The sequence below is a fragment of the Rummeliibacillus sp. JY-2-4R genome, from assembly GCF_053847205.1.
The window spans coordinates 1-18,200 of sequence record NZ_CM132623.1 but is presented as its reverse complement, the minus strand read 5'-3'; the positions used below and the strand labels follow the sequence as shown (position 1 = coordinate 18,200).

At 39.3% G+C, this 18,200-nt stretch carries 9 protein-coding genes and 3 rRNA genes; all 12 read right to left on the bottom strand.

Annotated elements, in window-relative coordinates:
* Nucleotides 1-86 precede the first annotated feature (86 nt).
* The 12 genes from guaB to dnaA all read right to left on the bottom strand — a co-directional run bounded on the left by guaB (nt 87) and on the right by dnaA (nt 18,200).
* Nucleotides 87-1,553, bottom strand: coding sequence for an IMP dehydrogenase (gene guaB / locus ACWV26_RS00060; protein WP_455896398.1), 1,467 nt, complete (start codon nt 1,551-1,553; stop codon nt 87-89).
* A gap of 101 nt (nt 1,554-1,654) precedes the next feature.
* The gene (locus tag ACWV26_RS00055; RefSeq protein ID WP_455898146.1) at nt 1,655-2,128 is read right to left on the bottom strand and encodes a glutathione peroxidase; all 474 of its coding nucleotides are present in this window, start codon (nt 2,126-2,128) and stop codon (nt 1,655-1,657) included.
* A gap of 377 nt (nt 2,129-2,505) precedes the next feature.
* Nucleotides 2,506-2,622, bottom strand: a 5S ribosomal RNA gene (gene rrf / locus ACWV26_RS00050).
* Between the two features lie 68 nt (nt 2,623-2,690).
* Nucleotides 2,691-5,620, bottom strand: a 23S ribosomal RNA gene (locus ACWV26_RS00045).
* A 181-nt stretch (nt 5,621-5,801) separates the two neighbouring features.
* Nucleotides 5,802-7,349: ribosomal RNA gene (locus tag ACWV26_RS00040) — 16S ribosomal RNA — on the bottom strand.
* Together the 16S, 23S and 5S rRNA genes form the textbook arrangement of a ribosomal RNA operon.
* Before the next feature lie 343 nt (nt 7,350-7,692).
* Nucleotides 7,693-8,796 (bottom strand): HD-GYP domain-containing protein, encoded by a 1,104-nt coding sequence (locus ACWV26_RS00035; RefSeq protein ID WP_455896397.1) that lies wholly within the window; start codon nt 8,794-8,796, stop codon nt 7,693-7,695.
* Nucleotides 8,797-9,416: 620 nt separating this feature from the next.
* Nucleotides 9,417-11,966, bottom strand: a complete 2,550-nt coding sequence (gene gyrA / locus ACWV26_RS00030) for a DNA gyrase subunit A (protein WP_455896396.1) — start codon at nt 11,964-11,966, stop codon at nt 9,417-9,419.
* A gap of 25 nt (nt 11,967-11,991) precedes the next feature.
* Entirely contained in the window at nt 11,992-13,911 is a 1,920-nt protein-coding gene (gene gyrB, locus ACWV26_RS00025) for a DNA topoisomerase (ATP-hydrolyzing) subunit B (protein ID WP_455898308.1), read from the bottom strand.
* Nucleotides 13,912-13,994: 83 nt separating this feature from the next.
* Nucleotides 13,995-15,116, bottom strand: a complete 1,122-nt coding sequence (recF, locus tag ACWV26_RS00020; protein ID WP_455896395.1) for a DNA replication/repair protein RecF — start codon at nt 15,114-15,116, stop codon at nt 13,995-13,997.
* Nucleotide 15,117: 1 nt separating this feature from the next.
* Nucleotides 15,118-15,354: a S4 domain-containing protein YaaA gene (gene yaaA / locus ACWV26_RS00015; RefSeq protein ID WP_455896394.1), complete on the bottom strand. Its 237-nt coding sequence runs from the start codon at nt 15,352-15,354 to the stop codon at nt 15,118-15,120.
* Nucleotides 15,355-15,540: 186 nt separating this feature from the next.
* Complete coding sequence (gene dnaN, locus ACWV26_RS00010; RefSeq protein WP_455896393.1) at nt 15,541-16,677, bottom strand: DNA polymerase III subunit beta; 1,137 nt, start codon at nt 16,675-16,677, stop codon at nt 15,541-15,543.
* Between the two features lie 179 nt (nt 16,678-16,856).
* A complete protein-coding gene (gene dnaA, locus ACWV26_RS00005; RefSeq protein ID WP_455896392.1) occupies nt 16,857-18,200 on the bottom strand; it encodes a chromosomal replication initiator protein DnaA in 1,344 nt (447 codons plus the stop codon).

The following is an 18,200-nucleotide window of genomic DNA, read 5'->3' as shown; positions in this document are numbered from 1 at the left end:
CAGAACCTATGCTTTCAACCATTGGTAATAAAAAACACCCTTTACGCTCCATATATTGAAGCGAAAAGGGTGCTAAAGATACTATCTTACGCTAATGAATAGTTTGGTGCTTCTTTCGTAATTTGTACATCATGCGGATGACTTTCTCTAAGACCTGCTCCAGTCATTCGAACAAACTGTGAATTTTCACGTAAATTATGGAGATCTTTTGCTCCGCAATAACCCATACCAGAACGAACACCACCAATTAATTGATGAATTGTATCAGATAGAGGACCTTTGTATGGAAGACGACCTTCAATACCTTCTGGAACAAGCTTTTTAGCATCTTCTTGGAAGTATCTATCTTTTGATCCATTTTCCATAGCTGCTACTGAACCCATTCCACGGTATACTTTAAAGCGACGTCCTTGGAAGATTTCAGTTTCCCCTGGTGATTCAGAAGTTCCTGCTAATAGACTACCTAGCATAACTGCATGTCCGCCAGCGGCTAATGCCTTCACTATATCGCCTGAGTATTTAATCCCACCATCAGCAATAATTGTTTTCCCTTGACGGCGTGCTTCTGAAGCACAATCATATATTGCAGTAATTTGTGGTACGCCTACTCCAGCTACAACGCGAGTAGTACAAATAGAGCCAGGTCCAATACCTACTTTTACGATATCTGCACCAGCTTCGTATAATGCTTTAGTTGCCTCTGCTGTTGCTACATTACCTGCGATGATTGTTAACTCTGGATATTCATTACGTATAGCTTTTACTTGGTTTAACACTCCTTGTGAATGACCATGAGCAGTATCAATAACAATCACGTCAACTTGTGCCTCAACTAATTTTTGGATACGTAACATTGTATCTTTTGTAACACCTACAGCAGCTCCAACAAGTAATCGACCGTGTTTATCTTTTGCTGCATTTGGATATTCAATTACTTTTTCTATGTCTTTAATAGTAATCAGACCTGTTAAAGTGCCATCATTATCAACAATCGGTAGTTTTTCTATTTTATATTGTTGTAACATTTCTTCGGCTTGTTCTAATGTTGTACCCACTGGTGCTGTGATTAAATTTTCTTTTGTCATTACATCATCAATTTTAATAGAGTAGTCTTGTACAAAACGCAAATCGCGGTTTGTAATAATGCCTACTAGTTTTTGATCTTCCATGCTGTTAACAATTGGAACACCTGAAATACGATATTTCCCCATTAGATGCTCTGCATCAAAAACTTGATGAGAAGGAGTTAGGAAAAATGGATTTGTAATTACACCATTTTCTGATCGTTTAACTTTTTCGACCTGTTCAGCCTGTTCTTCAATCGTCATATTTTTATGAATAATTCCTAAGCCACCTTGACGAGCCATTGCAATAGCCATTGGTGCTTCAGTTACTGTATCCATACCTGCGCTGATAATAGGGAGATTTAGTTTAATCGTCGGTGTTAAATTAACTGATAAGTCCACTTCTTTTGGCAATACTTCGGAATGTGCTGGTACAAGCAATACATCATCAAATGTTAAACCCTCTTTGGCAAATTTTGTTTCCCACATTTCTTGAACTCCTCCTATAAAATATATTAATTGTAAGATTAACAACGTACACGATTACTTGTCAAGGATTCACAAATAAATAAGATTATTTAGATTTTTCTCTAAAATAACGTTTTTATATCATTTTCTATCTTTGAAGGAGCAGTTTGTGGTGCAAATCTAGCAATAACCTCACCATTCTTATCAATCAAGAATTTTGTAAAATTCCATTTGATATTTTCAGTTAGGATTCCCTTCTTTTTTGAAATCAAATATTTGAATAAAGGTGAAGCATTTTCACCTTTCACTTCTACCTTAGCAAACATTGGAAATTTAACATTATAATTCATTTGGCAATAAGCTAACGTCTTATCAATACTTGAAAATTCCTGGTTATTGAATTGGCTACAAGGAAAACCAAGGATTATAAAACCTTGATCCTTATATTTCTCATATAAATCTTGCAATTCTTTAAATTGAGGAGTAAATCCACACTTACTAGCAGTGTTTACTATTAACATCGGATGTCCTTCATACTCCTTTAATGATTGCTGTTCGCCGTTAGCCTTTTCTACAACAAAATCGTATATATTCAATTTTTCTATCCTCCTTTTTGTTCTCTTTAATACAACTGTATTCTTCAAATGATTTTTCTTCAACAAATTTCCTACAAAATTCTGTTAGCTCTAGAGGAATTAATTCTAGATTGGGCAATGGTGGAATCTTTACACAAAGTGTTAGAAAGTACTTCTAAATATAGAAGTATTCCCCGTTACTCCTTGTATGCACATTTGTGTTCCGTTTATTCCTGTAGAATAAATATTTTCTTTTTCTCAAGAGATAAGGCAACTAAATTTACACATTTGCCAAATTAGTTGGAGTCTTATTCTGCACAAAATTATATAAGCATCCCCAAGAACTTATATAAAATAAAAAAAAGCACAACTGAATAATCAGTCGTGCTTTTTTGTGTGCCTAGCAACGTCCTACTCTCGCAGGGGGACAGCCCCCAACTACCATTGGCGCTAAAGAGCTTAACTTCTGTGTTCGGCATGGGAACAGGTGTGACCTCTTTGCCATCATTACTAGACTATTTATAAAGAAAGAATTGTTCTTTCAAAACTGGATAAACTTTCATTGAAGTTCTTAAAATAACGTTTGGTTAAGTCCTCGATCTATTAGTATTCGTCAGCTCCATGTGTCACCACACTTCCACCTCGAACCTATCTACCTTGTCGTCTTCAAGGGATCTTACTTACTTGCGTAATGGGAAATCTCATCTTGAGGGGGGCTTCATGCTTAGATGCTTTCAGCACTTATCCCGTCCACACATAGCTACCCAGCGATGCTCTTGGCAGAACAACTGGTACACCAGCGGTGTGTCCATCCCGGTCCTCTCGTACTAAGGACAGCTCCTCTCAAATTTCCTACGCCCACGACGGATAGGGACCGAACTGTCTCACGACGTTCTGAACCCAGCTCGCGTACCGCTTTAATGGGCGAACAGCCCAACCCTTGGGACCGACTACAGCCCCAGGATGCGATGAGCCGACATCGAGGTGCCAAACCTCCCCGTCGATGTGGACTCTTGGGGGAGATAAGCCTGTTATCCCCGGGGTAGCTTTTATCCGTTGAGCGATGGCCCTTCCATGCGGAACCACCGGATCACTAAGCCCGTCTTTCGACCCTGCTCGACTTGTAGGTCTCGCAGTCAAGCTCCCTTGTGCCTTTACACTCTGCGAATGATTTCCAACCATTCTGAGGGAACCTTTGGGCGCCTCCGTTACTCTTTAGGAGGCGACCGCCCCAGTCAAACTGTCCGCCTGACACTGTCTCCTACCCCGATATAGGGGTACGGGTTAGAATTTCAATACAGCTGGGGTAGTATCCCAAGGACGCCTCCACCGAAGCTGGCGCTCCGGTATCTCAGGCTCCTACCTATCCTGTACAAGCTGTACCAAAATTCAATATCAGGCTACAGTAAAGCTCCACGGGGTCTTTCCGTCCTGTCGCGGGTAACCTGCATCTTCACAGGTACTATAATTTCACCGAGTCTCTCGTTGAGACAGTGCCCAGATCGTTACGCCTTTCGTGCGGGTCGGAACTTACCCGACAAGGAATTTCGCTACCTTAGGACCGTTATAGTTACGGCCGCCGTTTACTGGGGCTTCGGTTCTCACCTTCGCTTACGCTAAGCAATCCCCTTAACCTTCCAGCACCGGGCAGGCGTCAGCCCCTATACGTCACCTTACGGTTTTGCAGAGACCTGTGTTTTTGCTAAACAGTCGCCTGGGCCTATTCACTGCGGCTCTCTCGGGCTTGCACCCTACTAGAGCACCCCTTCTCCCGAAGTTACGGGGTCATTTTGCCGAGTTCCTTAACGAGAGTTCTCTCGCTCACCTTAGGATTCTCTCCTCGACTACCTGTGTCGGTTTGCGGTACGGGCACCTCCTACCTCGCTAGAGGCTTTTCTTGACAGTGTGAAATCAGGAACTTCGCGGTAAACCGCTCGCCATCATAGCTCAACGTTATAGAGAGCGGATTTGCCTACTCTCACGCCTTACTATTTAGACGCACATAACCAACAGTGCGCTTACCCTATCCTACTGTGTCCCCCCATTACTCAAATGGTAGGGAGGTGGTACAGGAATATCAACCTGTTATCCATCGCCTACGCCTATCGGCCTCGGCTTAGGTCCCGACTAACCCTGAGAGGACGAGCCTTCCTCAGGAAACCTTAGTCATTCGGTGGATGGGATTCTCACCCATCTTTCGCTACTCATACCGGCATTCTCACTTCTAAGCGCTCCACCAGTCCTTCCGGTCTGACTTCACAGCACTTAGAACGCTCTCCTACCACAGACATCATAGATGTCTATCCACAGCTTCGGTGAATTGTTTAGCCCCGATACATTTTCGGCGCAGCGTCACTCGACCAGTGAGCTATTACGCACTCTTTAAATGGTGGCTGCTTCTGAGCCAACATCCTGGTTGTCTAAGCAACGTCACATCCTTTTCCACTTAACAATTACTTTGGGACCTTAGCTGGTGGTCTGGGCTGTTTCCCTTTTGACTACGGATCTTATCACTCGCAGTCTGACTCCCGTGCATAAATCATTGGCATTCGGAGTTTGTCTGAATTCGGTAATCCGGGATGGACCCCTAGTTCAAACAGTGCTCTACCTCCAAGATTCTCTATCACGAGGCTAGCCCTAAAGCTATTTCGGAGAGAACCAGCTATCTCCAAGTTCGATTGGAATTTCTCCGCTACCCACACCTCATCCCCGCACTTTTCAACGTGCGTGGGTTCGGGCCTCCAGTAAGTGTTACCTTACCTTCACCCTGGACATGGGTAGATCACCTGGTTTCGGGTCTACAACCACATACTCATTCGCCCTATTCAGACTCGCTTTCGCTACGGCTCCGTCTTTTCAACTTAACCTTGCATGTAATCGTAACTCGCCGGTTCATTCTACAAAAGGCACGCTATCACCCATTAACGGGCTCTAACTACTTGTAGGCACATGGTTTCAGGATCTCTTTCACTCCCCTCCCGGGGTGCTTTTCACCTTTCCCTCACGGTACTGGTTCACTATCGGTCACTAGAGAGTATTTAGCCTTAGGAGATGGTCCTCCCAGATTCCGACGGAATTTCACGTGTTCCGCCGTACTCAGGATCCACTCAGGAGAGAATGAACTTTTGACTACAGGACTGTTACCTTCTTCGGTAGGTCTTTCCAAACCGCTTCGTCTAATTCATTCCTTTGTAACTCCATATAGAGTGTCCTACAACCCCAAGAGGCAAGCCTCTTGGTTTGGGCTGTTCCCGTTTCGCTCGCCGCTACTAAGGGAATCGAAATTTCTTTCTCTTCCTTCAGGTACTTAGATGTTTCAGTTCCCTGAGTCTGCCATCATGACGCTATGTATTCACGTCAAGATACTATTCCATTACGAATAGTGGGTTTCCCCATTCGGAAATCTCCGGATCAAAGCTTACTTACAGCTCCCCGAAGCATATCGGTGTTAGTGCCGTCCTTCATCGGCTTCTAGTGCCAAGGCATCCGCCATGCGCCCTTAATAACTTAACCTATAAGTTATTAAGCCTAAAAATTTAAAACTTAATATAAAAAAATGTGTTACTTAAGAATTTTTCAATGTCGTTTTATCCAGTTTTCAAAGAACAATGTTTTGAAAGCGATGAGCCTTCAAAACTGAACAGCAAGCGTTAATCTTAGAGAACCACGTTCTCTATTCCGAAATATTCCTTAGAAAGGAGGTGATCCAGCCGCACCTTCCGATACGGCTACCTTGTTACGACTTCACCCCAATCATCTATCCCACCTTCGGCGGCTGGCCCCAAAAGGTTACCTCACCGACTTCGGGTGTTACAAACTCTCGTGGTGTGACGGGCGGTGTGTACAAGGCCCGGGAACGTATTCACCGCGGCATGCTGATCCGCGATTACTAGCGATTCCGGCTTCATGTAGGCGAGTTGCAGCCTACAATCCGAACTGAGAACGGTTTTATGAGATTAGCGTGCTCTCGCGAGTTAGCGACTCTTTGTACCGTCCATTGTAGCACGTGTGTAGCCCAGGTCATAAGGGGCATGATGATTTGACGTCATCCCCACCTTCCTCCGGTTTGTCACCGGCAGTCACCTTAGAGTGCCCAACTAAATGATGGCAACTAAGATTAAGGGTTGCGCTCGTTGCGGGACTTAACCCAACATCTCACGACACGAGCTGACGACAACCATGCACCACCTGTCACCAATGTCCCCGAAGGGAAAACTCTATCTCTAGAGCGGTCACTGGGATGTCAAGACCTGGTAAGGTTCTTCGCGTTGCTTCGAATTAAACCACATGCTCCACCGCTTGTGCGGGCCCCCGTCAATTCCTTTGAGTTTCAACCTTGCGGTCGTACTCCCCAGGCGGAGTGCTTAATGCGTTAGCTGCAGCACTAAGGGGCGGAAACCCCCTAACACTTAGCACTCATCGTTTACGGCATGGACTACCAGGGTATCTAATCCTGTTTGCTCCCCATGCTTTCGCGCCTCAGCGTCAGTTACAGACCAGAAAGTCGCCTTCGCCACTGGTGTTCCTCCAAATCTCTACGCATTTCACCGCTACACTTGGAATTCCACTTTCCTCTTCTGCACTCAAGTCTCCCAGTTTCCAATGACCCTCCACGGTTGAGCCGTGGGCTTTCACATCAGACTTAAGAAACCACCTGCGCGCGCTTTACGCCCAATAAATCCGGACAACGCTTGCCACCTACGTATTACCGCGGCTGCTGGCACGTAGTTAGCCGTGGCTTTCTAATAAGGTACCGTCAAGGTACGTTCATTTCCTAACGTACTTGTTCTTCCCTTACAACAGAGTTTTACGATCCGAAAACCTTCATCACTCACGCGGCGTTGCTCCATCAGACTTTCGTCCATTGTGGAAGATTCCCTACTGCTGCCTCCCGTAGGAGTTTGGGCCGTGTCTCAGTCCCAATGTGGCCGATCACCCTCTCAGGTCGGCTATGCATCGTCGCCTTGGTAGGCCGTTACCCCACCAACTAGCTAATGCACCGCGGGCCCATCCTGTAGTGACGCGAAAGCGCCTTTCAACATTTCACCATGAAGTGAAATGGATTATCCGGTATTAGCTCCGGTTTCCCGAAGTTATCCCAGTCTACAGGGCAGGTTGCCCACGTGTTACTCACCCGTCCGCCGCTAAATCAGAGGAGCAAGCTCCTCGTCATTCGCTCGACTTGCATGTATTAGGCACGCCGCCAGCGTTCGTCCTGAGCCAGGATCAAACTCTCCATAAAAGTAAAGTTTGAAAGCTCATTAGCTTTGCTAGCGTATCATCAAAGATGATATCTATAGTTTGTCCTTGTCACTAACAAAAGTTAGCAAACAAAGTTTATTGATTAACGTCTTGCTTGTTCAGTTTTCAAGGTTCATATCGTGTCGTTATCTTAACGACTTAATTATTATATCATTATAGTCTTTTAACGTCAATATCTTTTTTAAAACGATATTTTTGAAAGAGTTGATATAAAATTATTCATCACTTATTTGCGACTTTTATATTATATCTACCTAATACTATTATGTCAATAATAAAAATCATAAATTAAGATATTTATAAAGGAAATAGGGTTTTATTTATTATTTTAAAACTAACCGTTCAATATAAATATCTCTATTTTTTGTAAGATCAATTATTTTATTAGATTCCTCAAGTTTGACAACCGGTCTTGTTACAGAATTCTTATTAGTAAATACAATAAATCCTTTATATCCATTTGAGAGCTTCACTTTTGTCCCTAATGACAAATCCATTACACAAGTAATTAGTGCTTGAACGACTTTAATATTGAATTTACCAAATTCAGATTCACGTATCATTTCTAAAACTTTAAATGGAGATTCTTTTGCGCGATATACTCTTTCACATGTCATCGCATGAAATACATCTGCTACAGCAATTATATGAGAATATATTGAAATAGTATTTCCTTTATCTCCCCGTGGATAACCACTACCATCTAATCTCTCGTGGTGTTGATATACTGCTATTTTCATGTCCTTCTTTATGATTGATATACCATTAATCATCTGAAGACTGTAATAAGGATGTTCCTTTATCTCCTTAAATTCAAACTCTGTTAAAAGCCCACCTTTATCTCTTACCTTTTTATTAATCTTTGCCATACCACAGTCAGCAACCGCACCTGCTATTGCAATTTGAAGAATGTCCCCCTTGCTATATCCCATCTTTTGTGCGATAACTGCACAAATTAAACTTAAAGCTACAGAGTGGTGGTAAATGTAATCTTTGCTATTAGAAAGCTCATTTAAAGTAAATATTATTTCCCGATTTTTTAATATATCATTGATTAACGGTATAATAGTTGCCCTTATTTTCGTAATATCTACTCTGCTACCAGATTCCCATTTTAAAAACTCTAATTTAAATTTTTCTACAACATCGTGATACTTTCTTTCAAACGGAGGTATGTAAACTTCATTATTCTTATCTTCTGTGTCAATTGTAATTGTGTTATTTTCTTGTTGTTTTTCAGTTACATGTTCGATAGAAAAAATAAATACTGGTACTTGTGGAATTTGGAAAGCCTTTAATACTGGTAAATGTTCACGAGTAACCTTCGTATTCTTATTAATAATAGGATAATTTGTATTAGCTATAATATCCTCTGCAATAATACTGCCCAAACGCAATTCTGACACTTTTACTAATTTAGCATCCATTAAAATTCCTCCTTTTAGACTATTTTATTATATAAAGGATTTAATGTAACCAAGTTATTTTTCAATTGCAATAGTAATACTTGTTCAATAACAATTAAATCAATTTTTACAGAGTTGAATTTCATAATATTTAAGAAACCACTTATGAAATGAAAACAGGACTAGAACTTCTCCAAGAGGCATTCAAATGCATAAACGTATTCCACTGTGTAGAGATTGCTATATATGAGTTTCATATTTAAGGATGGTTTCAAACGGAGGAAGTGATAGCTCATTTAGCCTTATATTAAAATCCATTAATTAGTATTTACAAAGACCTTTTAAGTATATCATTCATTTAATTAATCGATGGTTTCAAATACTGGTTTATAAAAGTAATCAATCCATATAAGAAAATCCTTCCCCAGGAAATAAAGAGGCAGAAATTACAACACTAAAAAAAATGACTTGCTTGTATTCAAAAAGGTGGTTTCCAGCCAGTAGAAGAGGTATTAAACTCCTTAAAGACTATTCTACAGCCTACTCAGCACATGGCTATAAAATCAACAGACTAAAGTCTACAAATAAAAAAGGAACGCAAATGCGTTCCTCTTCTCATTAATATATCTTTAACATACTAATTACTCTTCTGTTGTTTCGTCATTATTAGCAATGTCAGTAGTTTCGTCATCTGTAACTTGTTCTTCTGATGTTTCTGATTCATCTAATTCGCTATCATTTTCTTCAAACACTTCTTCATCTGATTCTTTTTTAACTTTTGCAACACTTGCAACAAGTTCATCATCAGCTAAGCGAATTAAACGAACACCTTGAGTGCTCCGCCCTGTTATTGATATATCATCAATATCCATACGAATAAGCATTCCGTTAATTGTCATAAGCATAATATCTTCTTGACCATCAACTGTCTTAACAGCTACTAATGGACCGTTTTTATCCGTAATGTGGCAAGTTTTAATTCCTACGCCACCACGATTTTGTAGTCGATACTCTAATTCTGGAGTACGTTTACCATAGCCTTTTTCAGTTACAACAAGGATTTCCTGACCTGGTTCAAGGATTTCCATTCCAACAACAAAATCCTCTTTCCTTAGTCTAATCCCTCGAACACCCGCTGCAGTACGCCCCATTGATCGAATGTCCTCTTCATTAAATCGAACTAACATGCCATCATGTGTACCAATAATAATTTCCTTTTTGCCATCTGTTAAGCGAACTGATATTAATTCATCATCTTCACGTAATGAAATCGCAATTAATCCATTTGTACGTATATTGGCAAAGTTTGATAGTGGTGTACGTTTTGTAACACCTGTACGAGTGGTAAAGACAAAGTATGCGTCCTCATCGTAAGATGGTACCCGGATTACAGCAGTTACCTTTTCACCTTTATCTACATTCAGTAAATTTACTAATGGAAGACCCTTAGCTGTACGTCCAAACTCTGGAATTTCATAGCCCCTTGTCTTAAATACTTTACCCTTTGAAGTAAAGTATAGAATTGTATCGTGGGTTGATGTGTATAGTAAATGTTCTACAAAGTCATCTTCATGCGTCCCCATACCTTGTACCCCACGTCCTCCACGACGTTGGCTACGATACGTGTTAGCAGGAAGACGTTTAATATAGCCATTATGAGTTATTGTGATTACTGAATTTTCGACAGGAATTAAATCTTCATCCTCGATCATTTCCATGCCGCCAGAGGTAATTTCAGTACGTCTTGCATCGTTAAAGCGTTCTTTTATTTCAAGTAGTTCATCATGGATAATTTGGAGAATTCTCGTTTCATCTGCGAGTATTTCCTTTAATTCTTTTATTAGTGCCAATAATTCTTGATATTCTGCTTCAATTTTATCACGTTCTAAACCAGTCAAACGTTGTAGACGCATATCTAGAATAGCTTGAGCTTGACGTTCACTTAAATCAAATGTTTCCATTAAGCCATTTTTTGCTTCTTCCGTCGTTTGAGATGCACGGATTAAACTAATAATTTCATCAATATGATCTAACGCAATACGTAAACCTTCTAAGATATGAGCGCGGTTTTCAGCTTTACGCAATTCAAATTCTGTACGTCTGCGAATAACAACTTTTTGATGTTCTAAGTAATGGTAAAGAGTTTCTTTTAAACTCAATACTTTTGGTTGGCCATCAACAAGAGCTAGCATGTTAATACCAAAGCTTGTTTGCATAGCAGTTTGTTTGTATAAGTTATTTAATACGACATTTGCATTCGCATCTTTGCGCACATCTATAGTTACACGCATTCCTGTACGGTCTGATTCATCACGTAAATTTGTAATACCATCAATCTTCTTATCACGTACTAGTTCTGCTATTTTTTCAATTAGTTTCGCTTTGTTTACTTGATAAGGAAGTTCATGTATAACAATTACTTCTTTACCACTTGATTTTTGCTCTATTTCTACTCGTGCACGAATTACAATAGATCCACGGCCAGTTTCGTAAGCACGGCGGATACCACTTCTACCTAAAATAATACCGCCAGTAGGAAAATCAGGTCCCGTTACGATTTCCATTAATTCTTCTGTTGTTATCGCTGGATTGTTTGAGACAGCTAAAACGCCATCAATTACTTCTCCTAATTGATGAGGTGGAATGTTTGTTGCCATCCCTACAGCGATCCCTGAAACACCATTGACGAGCAAATTAGGGAAACGTGCTGGTAACACTACTGGTTCCTTTTCATTTCCATCATAGTTGTCTTGATAATCAATTGTATCTTTATTTATATCTCTCAGCATTTCCATTGAAATTTTAGACATACGAGATTCAGTGTAACGCATTGCTGCAGCACCATCACCATCTACAGAACCAAAGTTACCATGACCATCTACTAACATGTAGCGGTAACTGAAGTCTTGCGCCATACGCACCATTGCTTCATAGATTGAAGAGTCACCGTGGGGATGGTATTTACCCATTACATCCCCAACAATACGAGCTGATTTTTTATATGGTTTATCTGATGTGCTACCTAATTCTTGCATGCCGTATAAAATACGTCGTTGTACTGGTTTTAGGCCATCACGGACATCTGGCAAAGCACGAGAGACGATAACACTCATTGCATAATCTAAAAATGAAGTTTTAATTGTTTTAGTAATATTAACTCCTTTTACACCGGAGTTGTTTGTTTCAGACAAAGTGCTGACCTCCCTTCGGAAATTACTAGATATCTAAGTTTTCTACATAAACAGCGTTTTCGTGGATAAATTGACGTCTTGGTTCTACATCATCACCCATTAATTGTTCGAATGTTTGATCTGCTTCTATAGCATCATCTAATTCAACTTGTAGTAATACTCTGTGGTCTGGGTCCATTGTTGTATCCCATAACTGTTCTGCATCCATTTCACCAAGACCTTTATATCGCTGAATGCCTGGCTTAGGTTGTTTTGGTAATCGTTCTAAGATCTCTTGTAGTTCTTTATCATTGTAACAATATTCTACATGCTTACCTTGAGCCACCTTAAAAAGTGGTGGTTGTGCAATATACACATAACCTGCTTCAATAAGTGGTCGCATAAAGCGGAAGAAGAATGTTAATAATAAAGTTCTTATATGAGCACCGTCGACATCGGCATCTGTCATAATTACAATCTTGTGGTAACGCGCTTTTGCTAAATCAAAGTCATCACCAATTCCTGTACCAATTGCTGTAATCATAGCTCGAATTTCAGCATTTGATAAAATTCGATCCAAACGAGCTTTTTCGACGTTTAGGATTTTACCCCTTAGTGGCAAAATTGCTTGGAAGTGGCGATCACGTCCTGATTTTGCTGAACCACCTGCAGAGTCACCTTCAACGATGTAAACTTCACATTCTTCTGGATGACGTGAAGAACAATCGGCTAGTTTACCTGGTAGGCTTGATACTTCTAATGCTGATTTGCGACGTGTCATTTCACGTGCTTTCTTCGCTGCAACACGTGCACGTGATGCAACTAAACCTTTATCTACAATTGTTCTTGCAACGGTTGGGTTCTCTAATAAAAATCTCTCGAATCGTTCTGAGAACAATGAATTTGTAATAGTACTTACTTCTGAGTTCCCTAATTTTGTCTTAGTTTGACCTTCAAATTGGGGATCAGGGTGTTTAACTGAAACAATGGCTACTAAACCTTCACGTACATCTTCACCAGATAAATTGGCATCAGAATCTTTTAGTAAATGATTTTTGCGAGCATAATCATTGATCACACGTGTAAGTGCTGTTTTGAAGCCAGACTCATGAGTACCACCTTCATAAGTATTGATATTATTTGCGAAAGAGAAAATATTAGATGAGAAACCAGAATTGTATTGCATAGCAATTTCTACAGATATGCCATCTTTTTCACCTTTCAAATCAATTGCTTCATGAAGTGGTTCTTTCTTCTCGTTGATATGTTCAACATATGATTTGATACCACCTTCGTAATGATAGGTGTTTTTTCGTATTTCATCTCCGCGTTCATCAACAATAGAAATAACTATGCCACGATTTAAATAAGCAAGTTCCCGAATGCGGTGTGCTAATATATCAAATTCATAAACAGTAGTTTCTTTGAAAATTTCACTGTCTGCTTTAAATCTTGTTGTAGTACCGTTATGGTCTGTATCCCCAATGATTTTTAATGGTTGAACAGTTTTTCCACGTTCAAATCTAATTTCGTGAATATGTCCATCTCTGTGTACTTGAACAATCGTTTCTACAGAAAGTGCATTAACTACGGATGCACCAACACCATGTAAACCACCCGATACCTTATATCCGCCACCGCCAAATTTACCGCCGGCATGAAGTACTGTCATAATGACCTCAACTGCTGGTTTACCAACTTTTTCTTGAGTATCAACTGGAATACCACGGCCATTATCTTCAACTCGAATCCAGTTATCTTTTTCTATCGCTACTGTGATTTCTGTACAAAAACCTGCTAATGCTTCATCAATACTATTGTCTACAATTTCCCAAACAAGATGATGTAACCCCTTGGAACTTGTTGTACCAATATACATGCCGGGACGTTTGCGAACGGCCTCTAAACCTTCTAAGACTTGAATCTGATCTGCATCATAAGCAACAGGATTTTGATTATTTTCGATTGCCATTATTGTTCCACCTACTCTTTCATGGCATTAGTATGCTTTATTTATTATTCTCTTAAACCTACAAAATCCGCGGAATACTAGTCTTTCACAGCATCCACGGAACCTCGTTTCACATGAAACATCTTTGCTTCTTGGATTGTTTCATGATCTATACCTTCTACCCTAGTAGTTGTCACAAAGGTTTGTACTTCACCTTTAATTGTATTAAGTAAATGTGACTGACGGTAATCATCTAATTCTGAAAGGACATCATCTAACAACAAGATAGGCGCTTCCCCAATCTCTTGCTTAATAAGTTCTATTTCAGCTAATTTAAGTGATAAGGCCGTAGTCCGTTGTTGCCCTTGTGAACCATATGTTTGAACATCATAACCATTTACAATGAACTGTAAATCATCACGATGTGGACCAATTAGTGTAACGCCTCTTTCTAATTCTCTAGGAAGGGCCTCTTTTAATTTTTTTTCTAAATGAGCAGCCATTTGTTCTTGTGACCATTCAGCTTCCATACCACTTACCGGACGATAACGAATCTTCATTTCTTCAAGATTCCGAGAAATCCCATAATGAATTGGACCTGCCCATTCTTGAAGTAATTCCATAAAGTGGAATCTTTTATGAATAACTTTTACAGCTGCTTCAATATATTGTTCTGTATAAACATCAAACATTACATCGTGTAATGTCTTTTTTCCTTGATTATGTTTAAGTAAATGATTGCGTTGCTTTAGCAACTTTTGAAAAGTCAATAAATCATGTAAATATACTGGAGAAATTTGTCCGATTTCCATATCGAGAAAACGTCTTCTAACTTGAGGACTGCCTTTAACTACAGTTAAGTCTTCGGGGGCAAACATTACTACATTCATCTGTCCGATATAATCACTTAATCGACTTTGTTCTAAGTGATTTACTTTTGCCTTTTTTCCCTTTTTCGATATTGTCAGCTCTAACGGTAGATGACCATATTTCTTTTGAACGTCACCTTCTATCTTACCATAGTCTTGCTCCCACTGTATCAATTCTTTTTCACTCGACGTGCGGTGTGATTTTGCCATAGCTAAAACATAAATTGATTCCATAACGTTTGTTTTACCTTGTGCATTTTCACCAATGAAAACATTAATCTTATTCGAAAAGGATAAATCTAGAGATTCGTAATTTCGATAATTGGTTAGCTTTAGTCGTTCAATATACATGCTAATTCTCGCTCTGCAATTCTACCAAGCGGAATCTTCCGCATCCTGGAATGTTAACTAAATCTCCTACATGTAATTTACGGCCTCTTCTTCGATCAACTTCACCATTTACATAGACATCATTTTCTTGCAAAAACCATTTGGCCATTCCACCTGAGCTAATTGCATCGGTCATTTTTAAAAACTGCCCCAGTGTTACAAATTCACTTTCTAATACAATATCATTCACATTTTTCATCCTCTGCTTCTATATCATGTCTACTTCTATTTTACCGAACTTTTGCGCATAAGTAAAAAGGATAGTCACCAAAATGACTATCCTTCTTAGAATAATTTGTCTAATTCTGTCTAATTTTATCTAATTAGTACCTGGTACTAATCTTATTTGGGAAATAATTTCGTAGTAATTATATTAACAAAACTTTTAGTACGTACGGACAGGCAAAATTAGTTGTAATATTGCATCATCATGAACTGAGCGAATTGTAAACGGACGCATTGCACCAGTAAATGAAATGACAACTTCTTGTCCGTCTATTGCCTTTAGAGCATCCATCATATATTTTGCACTAAAGGAAATTCGCAATTCTTCACCTTCAAGTGTTTCAACAGGAATTTCTTCTTCAACCTTACCAATTTCAGGTGAGTTAGAGGAAATCTCAACACTGTTATCAGATAAAGTCGAAAGGCGAACGACATTATTTCGGTCCTCGCGTGCAAGTAATGATGCACGATCTATTGCTTGTAATAGTGATTTCCCGTTTATAGTCACAGTTGTATTGTATTCATCTGGAATTAAACGAGCAGTCTCAGGATAATTGCCTTCTAACAAACGAGAGAAAAATATTACGTCAGAAGTTTTGAATAATACTTGTTGGTTCGTCATAAATATATCAACAGGAGTTGTTGTGTCACTTAAAATTTTGCTTAATTCAGTTAAGCTTTTACCTGGAATAACAACATTTGCTTCTTCAGTTGGTAATTGTTCTAACTTCACTTTACGACGAGCTAAACGATGACTATCAGTAGCTATACAAACTAATCCATCTTCTTTAATTTGCCACTTTACACCTGTCAACACTGGACGACTTTCACTTGTAGAAACGGCAAAAACAGTTTCTCTAATAATAGATTTCAATAAATCTGCAGGTAAAGTGATTTGGCGTTCTGGGGAAATTTCAGGCAACATAGGATATTCTGATGCATCAAGTCCAATTAGGTGGAAATCTGATTTACCAGAGCGAATTCTAGTTTGAAATTGTTCTGTAACTTCAATTTCGACATCATTCGTTGGCAATTTGCGTACGATTTCATTGAACATTCTTGCTTGCAGCACAATAGAACCTGGTTCAGTTACGTGGATTAATTGCTTTCCGTCTTCTTCTACAGGAATAGATGTTTGAATAGTAATATCTGCATCACTACCTGTTATCGTCATGCCTTCTGTTGAAACATCAATTTTAATACCAGTCAAAATTGGAATGGTTGTTTTTGAACTTACTGCTTTCATGACATCATTTAGCCCATCAAGTAAACGATCTCTCATGATATCAAATTTCATTTTTACGACCTCACTTATATATTATTTATTATTATTTATTATTTAAAAGAATAATAGATATAGTAATAGGGGCTGTGGATTTGTGGATAAGTTGATTGAAGCAAATAAAATCAGTCTATCCACATGTAGATAGACTGTGTGTAAGTTTGTTACTAACTTTTGGGTTATCCACAGCAAAATTATTTACCTAGCATACTTTTAATTTGCTTAATATCTTGTTGAAGACCTTGATCATCTTTTAGTAAAGTTGATATTTTTTCATGCGCATGGATGACGGTTGTATGATCACGTCCACCAAATTCATCCCCGATTTTAGGTAGGGAGAAGTCCGTCATTTCGCGAGATAAATACATAGCCACTTGGCGAGGAAATGCAATTGATTTTGTTCGCTTTTTAGCCGTAAAATCTTCAAGTTTAATATGATAATGCTCACCAACAGCCTTTTGAATATCTAAAATGGTTAGAGCTCGTGGTGTCGCATTAGGAATAATATTCTTTAATGCTTGAGCTGCTAATTCTGCTGTTATGTCTTCGTTTACAAGTGATGAATACGCAACTACTCGTATGAGGGCCCCTTCTAATTCACGAATATTAGAATCGATTTGATTAGCGATATAGAGCATTACTTCATTTGGAATATCTAAATTATCTGCTTTCGCCTTTTTACGCAAAATAGCTATACGAGTTTCCAAATCTGGCGGTGCAATATCTGTAATAAGTCCCCATTCAAAGCGTGAACGTAAGCGATCTTCTAGAGTAGGAATCTCTTTTGGAGGACGGTCACTTGAGATAACAATTTGTTTCGATTCCTCATGTAAAGTATTAAAAGTATGGAAAAATTCTTCCTGAGTTGATTCTTTTCCGGCCAAGAATTGAATATCATCTATAAGAAGTACATCTACACTACGGTATTTATTCCGGAACTGTTCGGCCTTATTGTCTCGGATTGAATTTATGAACTCATTTGTGAATTTTTCTGATGATAAATAAACTACTTTTGCATTTGGATTATGCTCCAATACATAATGGCCAATTGCGTGCATTAAGTGCGTTTTCCCAAGTCCAACTCCACCATATATAAATAGCGGATTGTAGGCTTTGGCTGGTGCTTCTGCTACTGCTAATGAAGCAGCATGTGCAAAGCGATTACCAGATCCGATGACAAATGTATCGAATGTATTTTTTGTGTTCAACATACCTGAAGAAGTTTCAGGATGTTCTTCATGTTTTTCTGGAATGTTAGGTGATGGGATATCAAAATCCTCTAAGTTCGGATCCTGCTGAACAACGAAACGAATATGCAAATCCTTACCTGTAATTTCAGCTAAAATAGCTGCGATTAAATGTACATAATGATTTTCAAGCCATTCGCGACCAAAGGAATTGGGCGCAGCAATTGTAACAGTATCGCCTTTATAGGCTAAAAGTTTCGTTGATTTGAGCCAAGTTTCAAAGCTCGGTTTGGAGATCTTCTGCTTCGCTTCTGAGAGTACTTTATCCCATAACTCATCAATATGTTCCAA

Coding starts and splice junctions, on each gene's coding strand:
- guaB (WP_455896398.1), bottom strand. CDS start 1,553: ATGTGGGAAACAAAATTTGCCAAAGAGGGTTTAACATTTGATGATGTA.
- ACWV26_RS00035 (WP_455896397.1), bottom strand. CDS start 8,796: ATGGATGCTAAATTAGTAAAAGTGTCAGAATTGCGTTTGGGCAGTATT.
- recF (WP_455896395.1), bottom strand. CDS start 15,116: ATGTATATTGAACGACTAAAGCTAACCAATTATCGAAATTACGAATCT.
- yaaA (WP_455896394.1), bottom strand. CDS start 15,354: ATGAAAAATGTGAATGATATTGTATTAGAAAGTGAATTTGTAACACTG.
- dnaN (WP_455896393.1), bottom strand. CDS start 16,677: ATGAAATTTGATATCATGAGAGATCGTTTACTTGATGGGCTAAATGAT.